Raw genomic sequence first — 15,291 nt, forward strand, 5'->3', positions numbered from 1 at the left:
GAATGGTTTTTATAATAATTAATAATTTGAAATGCTTCTACCGGATATCAATCTTTATTAGGTATATTTTATGATCAGAAATTGAAGTAGTATTTTTTCTTGTTGAGAATACAGTAAGAGATTCTCATTCCTATTTTTTTACTTGAAACTGTTGTTTTTTTTTGAACAACTTAGAAATATAAGACATTTATAATGTAAGTCTTTGAAAATAGAATTTATATTTTGCTTAAACTGAGATTATTATTGAAGAGGTTAAAACTTACAACTTATTAGTAATTGGAATTAATAATAACAAAGTCGGATGTATGCAGAATGGTTAATGTAAACAGTCCAATTTCTAAACTATTAATGTTTAAAAATTGGACTGTTTACAATTACATTTATTTTTACTTTATAATAGTATTCCTAACTTACTAAAACCTAATAGATTATAGTTATTTAAAAAACAGAAAATTGATTAAGTACATATATACTATTTAAAACTCGGCTCTTCACATAATTATAAGACATGTACATGTGCATTAAATGATATAAAGGCAAAACTTAACCAAATAAAAAATAGCTTACAACCTATTTATTTATTTTTTCGGAATAAATCTAGTAATTGTTTTCCATCACTTGGAACATTTGCTGAATAATACATTGGAATTAAACAAAATATTATAAGTAGAGAATTTATAAAATTTAAGTAGCCTATATAAACAGATTCTACATTAAAGAATATTCTAATCACAAATAGAAATCCAATAAATAATGCATTGAATAGGATCCCTCCAATATGCACAGAGAATTTTTGAATATTATTAACATGCTGATTTGTCCATTCATAACGACATAATCCACCTATAAAAAAAAGCCTATTTATTGAAAATTTACCAATTTGAAATACTTTAGGACCGATGCCGATTTGTATTCCTTTTACTATTCCTCCATTTAGTTTCACAAAAAAAGCATGTCCAAGCTCATGTATAAATGTTGAAAGTGGATATAGTATTAAACCCGATATTAAATAAACTAAAGATACATTCAATGTACAATATCCTCCTTAGCAAATTCATAGACTGGGAATAGAGTTTCCACTTCTCTCCAAAAACTTTCTTCAAGTATTGATATATTATTTAGAATTTCTTTTATATCTCCCGTATTAGTACTTTGCTTATTTTTTGAAATCATATAAAAACCCCTTGATAAGGTCCTATACTGTCTAGTGATTTTATCCATTATAACAATTAGTTTGCTATTAGCTATATCCCGAACATAATTTGATGCTTCAATAAGGAAATTTAAATATAATTTTCTAAAACCATTCCCTCCGGTCCCTATAAGTTCAATTGAATGATAAACATGGGAACATAAACCAAGGAAATTTGGTAAATCAACCCAATGATCAATTTCATTTTTTAATTTATCAATTGCAGCTATACCTTTGGATGAGGATTTTGAATAAAGCATAGTATATGCATTTCTTTGTACTCCCTTTACTATTAATTGTTCAATTGATTCATTAATTTTAACTGGATGTACCGGTCCCCATATATTTTTTTCATAAAATACAGGTTTAGGTTCACCAATAGCATTAATTAAGTTTTCCTTTGTACATTTTAATATAGTATCTTTAAGTCCATCTGATATATATACATTTTTTTCATCATAACCAATTAAAGTCAAAGTGTGTCCTGCTGCACTTTTTATTTTCGTATCAAATAGATTAAGCATAGATGGATCAGTTAAAAACAGTACAGGTATATTATTATCTATGTAGTTTTCAATCTCCTTCCAATCAATGTCTTTCCTGAAATTCCACTTGTAAGGATTATTAATATTATTAAAAAAGTCAACTTCCAACATAGGAGTTCTGAAAAAAACCAGCCTTGAATATTCTTCAAAATGTTGATTAAAATAAAGGAAGTCTAAACCACCAGAAATACCGAATACTAGTGATTCTGTCATATAATTATATCCATTAAATTTCATAATTTCTGATAAAGAAGTTGACGCACAGTGTTTTCCCATAATTATTGGATAATTTTCAATGATTTTCACTACTATTCATCCTCTTCATTATAAATTTATTTAAAGCTATCCAATTTGTAATACGTAATCCGACTCATCGTAGTTGACATTATCATGTGTAATAATAATTATAGTAATTTCATTACGTATCTTTTTTAAAAGTCTAATACAATTTTCCTTAGTCTCTACATCCATGTTAGAGAAACCTTCATCTATGATTAATATTTCAGGTACTTTTGCAATTGCATTAATAAACCTATAAAGTTGTTGCTTCCCTCCTGATAATTCTTGTATAAATTCCTTATTAATAAAGCTATCCCTATAATATTCAATAAAATCTTGTATATCTTTTCCTAATAAACTATTAGATTTTTTAATTATATTCTTATCTGGAATATTTATTACATCGCTAGTATACTGTTCATCCTGATATATTACTTCTATATTTCTACGTAATGTATTTAAATCTATATGATTAATATCAATACCATCTATAAATATCTTGTCATTAGGAACCTCATATAATCTATACAAATCATATATAAGAGTTGTTTTCCCAACCCCATTATGTCCCTTTATAAAATTTAAATAACCTCTATTGAACCGACCCGATAATTTCTCATAAATTTTATGATTTTTTCCTACTACTAAGTCAAGTTCATTAATAAGAATATCCCCATTGCTAAAAGTAGTTGTATTAATATTAGAAGTTTGAATATCCTCTTCATACGGTAAATTAAATAAAGTATACACTCTTTTTACTGAGACTTTAGCCGTTCTATACCCGATTATTAAATCAATTATTGCCTGTAATGGGCCAAAAAAACTAAATGAGTACATTACAAAAGCAATAAAGGATCCAAGGGATAGTTTATTATGTAGAACCAGATTACTACCATATAAAATAACTATCATAATCAAAATTGATTGTAATGAAACATAAAGTGCTGTTATTAAGGAATCTGTTTTTCCTTTCTTTTTATACCAGGTAAAAATTCTATTTATACTTAAATAAAAATTTTCCACATAATTTGGAGAATCAGTATTATTTTTCAGTACTTTAATATTCGAAATTACATTATTAATATTTTCATTCATTTTATCTCTAAATTTTAAATAATTCTCATTGATAATTTCAATTTTTTTCCCACAAAAAATTGAAATTAATATATATAGTGGAATAGCGCTAACTAAAAAAATACTAATATTAATATTCATATTGAATAATATAATCAACACCGCAGAAAATGTAAAAATTTGGACAACTAATTCAAAAATTACAGAGGTTAATATACTTTGACAATAAGGTAGATCATCAGCTAGTACTTGAAGGATCACACCTTTTTTTTCTACTATATACCTATATTTGCTCCCCATTATTCTTTTCATTAAACTTTTTCTTAATAAAACATTAGAATTATTTATTATCCTATTATTTAATAGGACTTTAGATATATTAAGTACTATAAATATGATAAAAATCACAATAATCAATATGTATTTTTGCTCAATAGCATAACTATGATTAGATTTGAAAGCCAAATCAATAATATATTTAATTATTAAAGGGATTACAGAAGAGAATAAAGATAAAATGAGTAGAATAATAAAATATGCTATTATACTATTTTTTTGTTTTAAATAATGTTTAAATAGAAATTTTTTCATTATTACCAGCCTTTAATAAAGAAACACTTAAGATTAAAGAAATTAAACTTAAGTGTTTCTTTTAGAATTTAAGAATTAATTACCCGTTGTTAGTACAAGTAATACAAGCTATACAGCAGCAAGCACCGCCGCCACCGTTATCAGGCATATCTTTCATAGGCGTAATTTGACCACTTTCTTTTACTGATAAGTCTACTTTTGAAATACTTGACATTAAGTATTCCCCCTTTTATTTATTTTGGTTTTTTTATTTCGGGAGAACCAATAAACCCAAGACTGATTAATCGAGATGGAAATAATTTGAAAGGTCAACCTTTAATTGCTCTTTAGGAGTAATACACTCTTTTCCAAAAATATGAACTAACATAACCTCTTCTTTTTCCTCTGAAAGTAAATTTTTAATTCCATCATCGTAATAACCTCCAATTGCTCTTGTTCCAATTTCTAAATTACTGCTAAGCAAATAAAGATTCTGTGAAACAAAACCTACATCCATACATACAAACCTATAACCTCTATTACCATATTTAGCACATGATTTATCGATATCAGCTGTTAGTACTATTGCAAATGAACAATACTCTATATCTAATTTATTTATAGCAATTGATTCCTTTAATTTTCCTCTGTAATTTCCTTCTTTAATTAAACAAAGATTATGTTCAAATGGATCCCAATAATAAATTCCTTTACGTAAATTTTGAACATTAAAAGAAATAAGATAAAGACTAACTGGATATCTTCCTCCTGCAGATGGGACAGTATTAATAAAATGATAATTATTTGGTTTAGATCCATAGGAATAGTTTAATAGATCTGATAAAACTTGTTTATCTACAGGTACACGTATTTCCAATTCATCGTATGATTTACGATGAATTATAGATTTAAATAATTCATTTTCATTAACATCACTTTTAATCAGTGGAATTTTTTCTTTTGAAGCAACCTTTTTTAATTCATAGTCCTCTACGTAATTACCATATTTATAATTCTTAGATGTTTTTTCATATTGTTTGGTATTTATATGAAACTCTTTAGCAAGTAAATAATCACGATTTATCAATTGAGTCTTTTTCATGCTTCCTCCTTATGGGAACGGATGTATTAAATCATTCAATTCATCATTTACATCATACCCTAGCTCACTAGGTACTTCTTTCAATCGATTGCATTGGTCCATAGGAATAGAACATTCTAAAAATGCAAATTTTGGGACTATTGTTTTTACAACATATAAATTAGTTTTTTCAATATCTTTAGTAGTTAAATCTACAGCATACACATCGATATTTAGTTTCTTTAATTCAGTTATTAATTGTTCATAATTGTGTATATAATTACTATCATCTTCTTGCCATTTTATTTTTTTTCCTGCAAATAAGAAACTTATCTTGCTTCTCATGTCATTTATTGCATAATAATCTGAGTGTTTATCCATATCGTTTAGATTTTTAATGTCGGTTGGATCGAAATTATCAATTGTATTATTTGTTATCTTAAGTAAAGAAAGATTGTAGATAGCTATAGCTTCTTCAATAGAGCTCATTAGTGCCTCTGTACGATTAAATTTTGTACTTGCACCTGTTGAGATATATGGTGAAGTATTACTTTCAATTACAGTAAAAAAGCTAGGAATATTAATATTATTACTAATATCTAGAATAGTGACCTTCAACCCCTGATCCTCAATCCTTTTAATTACTTCAGAAATTTCCTTATCATTTATTGTATTATTGTCGACAATTGGCATTGAAAGTTTATTTAACCACATAATTGTAATAGCATCACGTTCAATACACTCTAATAATCCTCTTATAATAGCATCATTTATGGAATTGCCAGTAGCAGTTCCAGTTGAAACCATATCACGTATTGGTGACTCATTCTTAATATAGGTAGTAAGATAAACAAGATCTGTAGGTATCCAAATGCTTTCATTTGTATGTAAATCCATCCCTTGAACCCAATAGAACGAAGTATCTTGATCAATAGTCAATTTTTTTATATTGTACTTTTTAGCAAGTTCCTCACTCACTGTTGTTACTTGTGTAAGATCTAATTTGTTCCCGAATTCCTCAGATATACATTTTTCTAAAATTTCCTGAGTCACAAAAGTTGAACAATATCTTTCTACAAATTCTCCAAGAGCAGAAATTTCAGCTTTTTCATCAGAAAACACTGAAAATCCTAAACCGTTGTATGTATTTCGCTTAATCGTTTTAAAGTTATCTTCTTCTCTTATGACAAAATTCCCTTGAGCACGATAAGCTTTTAATGGAATAGAACCTGGTAAAAAGAATAATTTTTCAACCTTATTAATAATCCCCGTTCTATTATCAACTAATAATTTTTTAACTAATGTCTTATCCATAACAAAACCTACCAATCATAAGCTTTCTTTATAGCATAATGTACAATTTGGTATTCTTAAAACTGGGGAAAGGTACGTTTCCATATTTTCAAAAAATAAAGCGTATTCATTTCCAACCACATTACAAGGTATTGCATTACTAAAAAAATTAATCAATTCTAATTTAACTAAATTAAAACAAATATCCAAATACTCCTGAGGTAAACTGTCTATTTTTCTAAAATTTTTATTGTATTTAACAAAAAGATCAGGATTATCATTATTTGTAATTAATCTATTCAAAAAACAACTATAACAAGCGGATTCATTTGCTATGATTAATGGTCCTATATGGATGCTTTCTACATCAACTACAATCCTTAAAAAATTCGTTTTATTGTATAACTTTTTACTTACATGTTTAAATAAGTCAATGTTTTCATGATCATCCACAACTATGTATAAATCTTTATCGGTTAGTGTTGAACTATTTTCGATTATTTCTACTGAAAATATTTTATTTAAGTATGTAAAAAGAATATTACTTAACTGCGAATTACCTATAATCCCAATTTTCCTCTTATAAATTTCAGATACTTCATTATTAACATTACTTACATTTTTAGAAGTAAAATAACTTTGTAAGTTTTGATAAGTATCCCTATCCATAAAAGGAACTTTATTTTCTTCATGAATTAATTCAATTAAGTTATACTCCGTTAAAATATTTACAATTTCATAGACATATTCGAAATCTAAATCTAACTTATTCCCAATATCTTCTAGAGTTACATCTTCATCACTTAACTTTAAAATATTTACAACATCATAGATTGACTTTCCATTGAGTGTAAACTCTTTTTTTCTTGAATAAATTTTCAAAAGGTCAATTTGGGAATCAATTTCATAATAGATGCATTTACTATTTATTTTGTAATTTTTTTTAATATCCATAATATACCTACCAATCCGTTACTTTAATTATTATTTTGGCATTATTATATTTTTCAGTCAATTTTAAATACTCTTCGAATAAATTATATTGATATCAAATAACTCCTTGCTTAAAGGCATGCGTTACAAGGTTTATCTTAAGTGATTTAAATGAAAATATTATTACTTTAAATCACAGATTCAATATATTCAAAATTTATTACTATATTGATATTATTACATTATTTACATAATTGTCAACTATTTGTTAAATAAAATTTTCAAATAATTGTATTTTTAGTTAACAAAATCTCTTTAAGAGGCATTTATAATTTAGAAAAAAATGAAATTAGAAGTTCATGTAATTTATGTTTGAACGGAACCCCGAATAGTAGACACTTTTAATAAAAGTGCCCTATTCGGGGTTTTTTTTATAAGTAAAGCCCGTTATACTAAACATAATTAATTGTCACGTAGAGGCAACTGCATCGATAATGCTCAAATGGAATCCTTATTTGGACATATGAAAGATAAAATGGACTATAAAGAAGTACATAAATTTGAAGTACTAAAACAATTAGTTAACCAATATATGATTTTCTATAATCATCAAGGAGACAATAGAATTTAAAAAAGATGACTCCGTTAGAATACCGAAGTCACGTAAACTTTATAATTTCCTATTACATTCAGCAATGCAATCTTTAGAATTTCTAATTTGTTAAACATTATTAACCCCCTCATACAGGAAATATAAATTTTGTTTAATTTGTTAAAAGGATTAATCAAATGGTTGAATTCAAGTTCAATGAAAGTAATTTTGAAAAAACATATGAAGATGAAATAAATTGATTAAATGAGGAACTAGAAAAAGAGAGAGTATTTGCGATGATTTGTGATGTTAAACGCTAGGAAATCCTCTACCAAGGAAGAACACATCTGCATTTTTATAGAATTTTAATGTTTCCTCTGAATTTTTAATGTTTAATATCATCTAAACTTGGTGTATCAGCAAATATTATTTTGTCCTTGTATTTATATTTATCTATTATTATTTATCCTGGTTTCAGCACCCTACGGATGCAACATTTCCCCTAATTATCTGGTTAATTATGCTGCTGAAGACATTCCTAGTCTTGTTAAATACATACAAGATAAAACAAAGTACGATTATAAAGTTTGTCCGATTTCCTCAAAGACTGGTGAAAATATTGATATACTAAGCAATGCAATCTTAGATATTCTAAAAGAAAAAAATAAAGATATTCTTTTTGCCAGGCAAATCCGATAACAATCATCAACTGCAAATAAGTGGACTTTAGCTCAGCATCTTCTGCTACTGAAATTGGTGCATCACCATTACCTGGTTACTGTCTTAAGCTCAAGGACTGATACTCTAAAAATTATTTATTACCAAAAAAAAGCTAACATGATGTTAGCTTTTTTTATCTCCATAGATTAGTATCCTTTTGGACAAATCTTCAAATCAATATCATGATTAATCCCTGTTCTGATATATAGATTTTTTTATCTACTTACCTTTACTAATTCAAGCGAATAGAACAACAGCTGGTTAACATTACTTTTCATCTACTCGTTAATATCAATATACTGCTACTCAACTACAAAAATTTGAATTTGCAAGAGAAAAATCTCTACTATTCCTTTCAGACATCTACCAATTTTGAAAAGCTAAGTAGCTCTATAATTCCTCCATAGAAAATTCTTCTTTGTTCATTTCCAGCACCCTGCTATTCTACATCATTATACCTAAAAATAATCAACCATATATTTTGCAACGTAAGACTTGATCGTAAACGGGATAACGCCATCTAATCTATATCCAATGTATTTCTCCACTAACTCACTAGGAATCAATTTTAGCTCTTTTTTGAAATGTAGCTTTACAATTTTTGTTGTTCTCTATGACATTTTCCCACCGCAACAATGATTCATGATAATCTATTCATTTGTACTTAGTGCCAATAAGCGTTTTAGATTGTCATCAATAAATTTATTATCGACGTTGTTGATTCCACGACCGGCAAAATGGCCCCAGATTGACTCAATAGGATTAAAAACAGCGTTAGGTATAAGCTTAGCCTCGTATTTGTTCTCGTCCGCTGTACAGAATAAATCCGTGCTCCCTGGCATGATGCAGGAAAGCGCTTTAATGCTTTTGAGCGCCTCATCGAAATCTCCATTATAGGCAGGGTCTGCACCAATATCTGCAAATTGTCCTGTCCATAACATGGCAAGGACATTGTGCGGATCCATCTTCATAAAGCTATCTTCCCAGACACCAGCCACAAAACCTTCCAATGAGTCATATCCCATCTCCCGATAAAGTTCCTCTCTGTAAAACGCCTGCGATAAGCCCCAGCCAGCATAAACACGACCTACGGCGCGCATTTCTGCAGAGGTCAATTTATTAATTTTACTTGAATCAAATCCAACTGCTGCCATGAGCGCTGCTTTCATTCCATCAAGTACTACATACGTTTGCGGCCAAGTCTTTGCCCCTCCGCAGAAAGGTGCTATTCGTTCTACCATGTCTGGATAACTTGCCCCCCATTGGAATGATTGAATGCCTCCCATCGACCATCCAACTACGAGAGCAATCTTTTGAATGCCGAATTTTTCAGTCACCAACCGATATTGTAATTTAACGTTGTCATAGATGGTTACCTGTGGAAAATTAGCCCGATCGAACGGAGGAGGTGTGTTACTAGGTGACGAAGATAATCCGTTTCCCAGCAGATTTGGAACAATAATGAAATATTTCTGTGGGTCTAGTGCCATTCCTTTTCCAATTAACCATTCATTCTGAACATGCTGGTCTCCAAAAGCAGTTGGATAGATGATCACATTATCTTTCTTTTTATTCAATTTCCCATAAGTTTTATAAGCAAGAAAAGCGTTCGGTAACGTCACTCCTGATTGCAAGGTTACGTCACCCAACTCAAAAATCTCATAATCCATGTATTGTCTCTCCCTTCAAAATGAAATACAAATATTTAAAATGTATTTCTTGTTGTTAGTATAAAGCCGTGGTAACCTCAATAAAAGTGAACAAAATTCAAAGTAGTATTCAAAAATATTGAAAGTATATGGGGGTAGTATGATGGAATTACGTCAATTGAATACGTTCCGTACGGTTGCATCCACTTTAAATTTCAGTCGGGCAGCGGAAGTGCTAAACTACGTCCCCTCCAACGTCACGATGCAAATCAAAGCATTGGAGGAAGAGCTTGGTGTTCGTCTATTTGACCGTTTGGGCAAGCAACTCGTTCTCACAACTGCTGGTAAGCGCTTTTTAACTCATATTCAAAGTGTTCTGGACAAGTTGGACGAAGCCCGCAGTATCATTCATAACAATGAAAATATAAGCGGCACCCTAACGATAAGTGCCAACGAGGTTCTTTGCGCCTATCGACTTCCAGCAGTCTTTCAGCGTTTTCGTTCACGTTATCCTGGAGTTCGTCTCATCTTCCGCTCTGTTCCAAATCAGCAACTCAAGCAAACGCTCTTTGAGGGAACCGCAGATGTAGTATTTATGCTGGACGAACCCATTCTCTCAACTGGACTAACAGTGGAACCGTTGCTGGAAGAAACTTTCCGCTTTTTCGTCGCTCCCGACCATCGTCTTGCGAAACTAGCTGTTTTACAGCAGGATGATTTTCAAGAAGAGGTATTCCTAGTTAATGAAAAGGGTTGTACCTACCGAACCATGTTTGACCGGTCATTTGAGCAAAAGGGCATTGATAATATTACTTATTTAGAGTTTCAAAATGCCGAAGCCATTAAACAATGTGCCATTGCGGGAATCGGTATTGCTTTTCTTCCTGAAATAACAGCCGAAGCCGAAGTTGAACGGGGGGAACTTGTTACTCTTCCATGGCATATTCCGGACTTGCACGTATATACTCATATGGCATGGCATAAAGACAAGTGGCTTTCTCCGATCATATTATCCTTCATAGAAGCAGCAAGGGAGGTTATAGCTATAGAGGCTGCGAAAAAAACCGTTTAGCCTAATCATTGATATTTTTCTCACTTCTGTTGCGTAGGTTATTTGTAGAAATTTAATATTTACATTTAGTAGTAAGGCATACTTACTATAAATTTAATAGTGAATTAACTTTACTTATTGGAACAGCTCTGCCGTTAATCGCTTTAATCGTTCATTTCATAAATAATACTACATTAAAGGGATCAAAAACCAAAAGTAAATACTTGAACTAATAATGAATGTACCCCAAAAGTTAGGACAAAAATCTAACTTTTGGGGTAGCATTATTTCGACATCAGGAACCTTTTGGACTTAACTTCCAAATAGCAAATACTCTATCTTCTATAAAAAAGAGTGATACCCAGTAACTCTTTAGATAAGTACCAACATCCATTTATAGGCTTACACATCCAAGCTGTTGATGATAGCTAATATTTGATGATCTGTCCATTTGCCATTAATCCTTAGATTCTCTTTAGCTATACCTTCTTTTTTAAACCCTACTTTTTCTAATACACGAATAGATGCTATATTGTCAGGCATTGCTCCTGCTTCAATTCTATGTAACTTTAATTCTCTAAAAGCAAAGTCTACAACAAGTTGAAGAGCTTCCGTTGTATAGCCTTTTCCATTATACTCCTTATCTAAGGTAAATCCTGTATAACAGCTTTGGAGGTCTCCCCTAGTAATTTGAGTTAATGAAATGTCTCCGATAAGTTTATCATTGGCTTTTAAAAAGATTCCAAAGGGATATAATTGCCCTTCATCTGTCTTTTTTAATGCCTGTTGAAGGCGTATTTTTTGATATTCCTCTGTATAAAAGGCTTCTGGGAGTAATGGGCTAACTCTTTGAAAAAATTCGCGATTTCTAGTTTGTAAGCTAGCCAACTCGCTGGCGTCAGAAATTTTGTAAAGTCGAAGATAAATTTGATCCCCTACTAGCTTCATAGAACCCCTCCAACATCTTTTTACTACCATTTTATTCTAGTTATTAAAGAGTATGATGTATATTATTATCTTCATGTAAATTTTTATTGTGCTCTTTTAGCACAAAAAGAAAAGCTGATTTTAACTCTTGTTAGTCAGTTCTCCCCACATTCGTTTAAGTGTCTTTATTTATAAACTATCAATCTAAAAATAAAAATTAAAAAGCGTTAATCTATCTAGATCAACGCCATGATTCATTTAAGTGTAATTATTACTTTTTCTAAAGAACACTGAACATCTGATAAGAGTTTAATTCCTCCTTATTTCAGTAAGTATTTTTCCTAAGCGAGCAAGTTTCCTTTTACATACTTCAATTCTTTGCATTCTTATTACTCATTAAATTGTTTACAATATATTCTGCATCGTAGCCAACTCTTTGAAGTAAGGCGGAACCACGTCGATATTGCCAAGGTAGGCCAATAAAGTAAAGACCATCTATTGACGTTTTCCCTCGATCATGTATGAGTTTTCCATCCTTGTCGAAAAGTTCCTGTATATTCAGCCAGGGTAATTGATACTTAAAGCCAGTAGCCCAAATAATGTTATTAAAAGTTAAAGCTGAAAAATCATTAAAAATTATTTTATCGTCTTGAACATCTATTGCCCTTTCTTTTAACACCACATTATTCTTCTTTATTTCATGTTTTAATTCATACCCGAATATAGGGTCACCATTCTTTTGCATAATCTTTCCGATTAAAGATGAATGATTTGTTTTTAAAATACCAAACCTATCAAACCACCAAAAGATGCTTTTTTTATTAAAAATTAGTGGTAGGAACTTGAAATTTTTACTATGAGATAAAAAGGTCTTTCTTTGCTTAGATAACTCAACGGCAATCTGAGCACCACTATTTCCACCACCTACCACTAAAACATTTCCATCTGCAAGCTGTGAAGGGTTTTTATACTCAGAAGAGTGTATTTGGAAGATTTTATCTGATATTTTTTTAGAAAAGGTCGGAATGTTTGGTGTCTGAAAAGGTCCTGTAGCAATAATAAGATTTTTGGTCAAAAATTCCTCTTTATTAGTTCCAACTTGATAATAATTACTTTTCTTAGAAACACTTGTAACTTCAGTATTTAATTTAATTGGTAACTCATACTTTTGTACATACGTCTTTAAATACAAGGCAATTTCATTTTTATTCGGAAAACCATGTTTGTCTCCCGCCATTTCCATACCAGGTAAAGAGCTATACATACGTGGTGTAAATAATACTAAGGAGTCATATCTCTCCTTCCAGCTCTCTCCAATCTCCGAGCTTTTATCAAGAATAAGAAATTTTTTTGATGTTTTTTAAATAATATCCAATAGAAATACCTGCCTGACCAGCACCTATAATGATAGTTTCATACATTGTTAAAAACACCTCGATATAATATGAATATACGTTCATATATTCATATTATGTGTAAAAAGATAATAATTCAACTAAAAATTAACAATTTTCCCTTTGGACTTATTCCTCTAGTATGCACATTCCTTTATAAGACTAAAGCATCCCTTATTAAAGGAATGCCCCATCGCTAGCTGAAAAAGAAACGGTGCCCCTTCCTTAAAGTACCGATTACAATTTGCAGAATAAAATTTTATTTACTTTTCAATATTTTTAAAAGTTGCAATCCATCTGACGAGAAACCGCTATAGGAACCCATCCATTTGGGATATTTAATTGGAATTGCTGTTATTAAAAATTGGGTTATACTAAACATAGTTATTCCTTGAAAAAGAGAATGAAAAACACCATCCGAAGTTGTGGACCATAGCCAAAAAGAGATAAGCGAGAGGATTAACGACATCAAAGGTCCTCCAATAAAAAACGCCAACTCTTGATTTTTCTTTAAGTCTCCTGCTGAATAACAACAGCCAAAATAGGACCATTGGATATGAAAATCAAGTCTTCCAATATGGAAATTCTTCTTATTTTCTTTTTCATTAAATTTACCTAAATAAATAGAAGCTCGAGCACCTGACGATAAAACGACACCAAGACCGTGACCTACTTCGTGCAATAATACACACATTGGAATAATTAAGATATAAAAAATGGCAAATAGTAAAATCCCCATTACCTCCTTCTTTAGTCGAGCAACAGAAAAAGGCATACTCCTTAATATACGAACGCATCCAGTACCTAAAGTACAAATTACAATAAAAGCAAATCCCTATGTAAGTACCTTTCTCATGATTGAATCTCTATTTTTTCGTTCGTAATCTATTTACGAATGAACAGTAAATTGGTTTTACAAATCTGCCTCAATAGAGAAATAACAAGCTCTTATTTTCGCAGTTTTGCTTAATATTCCTACCTTACCTGATCAATCTAATAGATTTAATACGTAATTAATCGTTATCTAATAAAAATAGAAAAGTACTTAAAGAAGGAGGTGAATACGTCGAAGAGTCCTCGAGAATTTTTTCGATGTGTATATAAATTTTTATGTATTTCTCTTGTTATATTAATGACAAACTCTTAAGAGCATTGTAAATTCCATGTTCATCACAACTATCAGTGATTAAATTGGCTTTCTCTTTAACTTTAGTTTCCGCATTTCCCATTGCCACCCCAATTCCCGAAAATTCTATTAATTCAATGTCATTCATGCCATCTCCGAAAAAGACAATATCTTCAGGCTTACATCCATTTTCTTTTGCGATTTTCAAAACTGTAGTTGCCTTCGATCCCTCTCTAGGTATAACATCTACACCAAATTTGTGCCAACTCACATATCTGAATTCATTGATAGTGTAAATCTGAAGATCCTCTGGCTTGCAGAAAAGCATAGCTTGAATAATTGGGTTATTACTCCAAAACATTCCATCATAATCAGGGAGGGACCATCCTAAACCTTCGTAAGCTTTAATTAACGACTCCCCAGGTTCTTCGAAATGTCTTTTTAATCCGTTCACTGTTTGGAACACAATCTGATCATTGTTTTCCGTCGCAATTTCAATTAGTTTCACCATAGATTCTTTTGAGAATATTTCCTCATGTGCTAATTCATGACCGACATAGCCGACCGATCCATTACATAAAACATATGTATCAATTTCAAGTTCGTCAACAATCGATTTTGCTGTTGTATAGTCCCTTCCTGTAGCGATGCCGATATCATGTCCTTTTTCTTTAAGAGAAATCAAAGCTTGTTTAGTACTGTCGAGAATCTTCATTTCTGTCGTTAATAATGTTCCATCAATGTCAAAGACAATAAATTTCTTATGCATTTTTCTTTCACCACATTATGCTACATTTTTTTTGATCTTACTACATCAATTTACATTGAATTTGCCGTTTTTTTCACCTAACATCTCATAGACTTC

12 protein-coding genes and 2 pseudogenes are annotated in these 15,291 nt (G+C 30.5%); 2 read left to right on the forward strand and 12 right to left on the reverse strand.

The window, feature by feature from the left end; genetic code table 11:
• Positions 1–574: 574 nt before the first annotated feature.
• The 8 genes from MHI39_RS21270 to MHI39_RS21305 all read right to left on the reverse strand — a co-directional run bounded on the left by MHI39_RS21270 (position 575) and on the right by MHI39_RS21305 (position 9,949).
• Positions 575–1,030, reverse strand: coding sequence for a site-2 protease family protein (locus MHI39_RS21270; RefSeq protein ID WP_342540139.1), 456 nt, complete (start codon positions 1,028–1,030; stop codon positions 575–577).
• Positions 1,027–2,043, reverse strand: coding sequence for a DUF4872 domain-containing protein (locus tag MHI39_RS21275; RefSeq protein WP_342540142.1), 1,017 nt, complete (start codon positions 2,041–2,043; stop codon positions 1,027–1,029). The genes MHI39_RS21270 and MHI39_RS21275 overlap by 4 nt, the downstream gene beginning before the upstream one ends.
• A 36-nt stretch (positions 2,044–2,079) precedes the next feature.
• Positions 2,080–3,681, reverse strand: coding sequence for an ABC transporter ATP-binding protein (locus MHI39_RS21280; RefSeq protein ID WP_342540143.1), 1,602 nt, complete (start codon positions 3,679–3,681; stop codon positions 2,080–2,082).
• Between the two features lie 79 nt (positions 3,682–3,760).
• Positions 3,761–3,895 (reverse strand): hypothetical protein, encoded by a 135-nt coding sequence (locus MHI39_RS21285; RefSeq protein ID WP_342540144.1) that lies wholly within the window; start codon positions 3,893–3,895, stop codon positions 3,761–3,763.
• Positions 3,896–3,961: 66 nt separating this feature from the next.
• A complete protein-coding gene (locus MHI39_RS21290; RefSeq protein WP_342540145.1) occupies positions 3,962–4,762 on the reverse strand; it encodes a SagB/ThcOx family dehydrogenase in 801 nt (266 codons plus the stop codon).
• Between the two features lie 9 nt (positions 4,763–4,771).
• A complete protein-coding gene (locus MHI39_RS21295) occupies positions 4,772–6,055 on the reverse strand; it encodes a YcaO-like family protein (RefSeq protein ID WP_342540146.1) in 1,284 nt (427 codons plus the stop codon).
• Between the two features lie 15 nt (positions 6,056–6,070).
• Entirely contained in the window at positions 6,071–6,988 is a 918-nt protein-coding gene (locus MHI39_RS21300; RefSeq protein ID WP_342540148.1) for a hypothetical protein, read from the reverse strand.
• 1,941 nt (positions 6,989–8,929) lie between these two features.
• Entirely contained in the window at positions 8,930–9,949 is a 1,020-nt protein-coding gene (locus tag MHI39_RS21305; RefSeq protein ID WP_342540149.1) for an alpha/beta fold hydrolase, read from the reverse strand.
• Between the two features lie 142 nt (positions 9,950–10,091).
• On the opposite strand from MHI39_RS21305, the gene MHI39_RS21310 reads away from it, so the two are divergent.
• Both MHI39_RS21310 and MHI39_RS21315 read left to right on the forward strand, forming a co-directional pair.
• Complete coding sequence (locus tag MHI39_RS21310; RefSeq protein WP_078110558.1) at positions 10,092–11,000, forward strand: LysR family transcriptional regulator; 909 nt, start codon at positions 10,092–10,094, stop codon at positions 10,998–11,000.
• A 77-nt stretch (positions 11,001–11,077) separates the two neighbouring features.
• Positions 11,078–11,212 (forward strand): annotated as a pseudogene (locus MHI39_RS21315) (MFS transporter); the annotation flags it as partial.
• Between the two features lie 169 nt (positions 11,213–11,381).
• On the opposite strand, the gene MHI39_RS21320 reads toward MHI39_RS21315, so the two are convergent.
• The 4 genes and pseudogenes from MHI39_RS21320 to MHI39_RS21335 form a co-directional block, all read right to left on the reverse strand.
• Positions 11,382–11,927 carry a GNAT family protein gene (locus MHI39_RS21320; RefSeq protein ID WP_058006565.1) on the reverse strand — a complete coding sequence of 182 codons (546 nt, stop codon included), beginning with the start codon at positions 11,925–11,927 and terminating at the stop codon, positions 11,382–11,384.
• Positions 11,928–12,276: 349 nt separating this feature from the next.
• Positions 12,277–13,327: pseudogene (locus MHI39_RS21325) on the reverse strand (NAD(P)/FAD-dependent oxidoreductase).
• Between the two features lie 232 nt (positions 13,328–13,559).
• Positions 13,560–14,039 carry a hypothetical protein gene (locus MHI39_RS21330; RefSeq protein WP_218958262.1) on the reverse strand — a complete coding sequence of 160 codons (480 nt, stop codon included), beginning with the start codon at positions 14,037–14,039 and terminating at the stop codon, positions 13,560–13,562.
• A gap of 385 nt (positions 14,040–14,424) precedes the next feature.
• Positions 14,425–15,195: a Cof-type HAD-IIB family hydrolase gene (locus tag MHI39_RS21335; RefSeq protein WP_071977743.1), complete on the reverse strand. Its 771-nt coding sequence runs from the start codon at positions 15,193–15,195 to the stop codon at positions 14,425–14,427.
• Between the last annotated feature and the right edge of the window lie 96 nt (positions 15,196–15,291).

Origin of the sequence: Heyndrickxia sp. FSL K6-6286, from assembly GCF_038630395.1 — a bacterium.
Classification (GTDB): Bacteria; Bacillota; Bacilli; order Bacillales; family Bacillaceae_C; genus Heyndrickxia; species Heyndrickxia oleronia.

Excerpts from the sequence above, each read along its gene's own strand:
- MHI39_RS21330 (WP_218958262.1), bottom strand. The coding sequence starts at position 14,039 with ATGGGGATTTTACTATTTGCCATTTTTTATATCTTAATTATTCCAATG.
- MHI39_RS21290 (WP_342540145.1), bottom strand. The coding sequence starts at position 4,762 with ATGAAAAAGACTCAATTGATAAATCGTGATTATTTACTTGCTAAAGAG.
- MHI39_RS21300 (WP_342540148.1), bottom strand. The coding sequence starts at position 6,988 with ATGGATATTAAAAAAAATTACAAAATAAATAGTAAATGCATCTATTAT.
- MHI39_RS21305 (WP_342540149.1), bottom strand. The coding sequence starts at position 9,949 with ATGGATTATGAGATTTTTGAGTTGGGTGACGTAACCTTGCAATCAGGA.
- MHI39_RS21285 (WP_342540144.1), bottom strand. The coding sequence starts at position 3,895 with ATGTCAAGTATTTCAAAAGTAGACTTATCAGTAAAAGAAAGTGGTCAA.
- MHI39_RS21335 (WP_071977743.1), bottom strand. The coding sequence starts at position 15,195 with ATGCATAAGAAATTTATTGTCTTTGACATTGATGGAACATTATTAACG.
- MHI39_RS21280 (WP_342540143.1), bottom strand. The coding sequence starts at position 3,681 with ATGAAAAAATTTCTATTTAAACATTATTTAAAACAAAAAAATAGTATA.
- MHI39_RS21295 (WP_342540146.1), bottom strand. The coding sequence starts at position 6,055 with ATGGATAAGACATTAGTTAAAAAATTATTAGTTGATAATAGAACGGGG.
- MHI39_RS21310 (WP_078110558.1), top strand. The coding sequence starts at position 10,092 with ATGGAATTACGTCAATTGAATACGTTCCGTACGGTTGCATCCACTTTA.
- MHI39_RS21320 (WP_058006565.1), bottom strand. The coding sequence starts at position 11,927 with ATGAAGCTAGTAGGGGATCAAATTTATCTTCGACTTTACAAAATTTCT.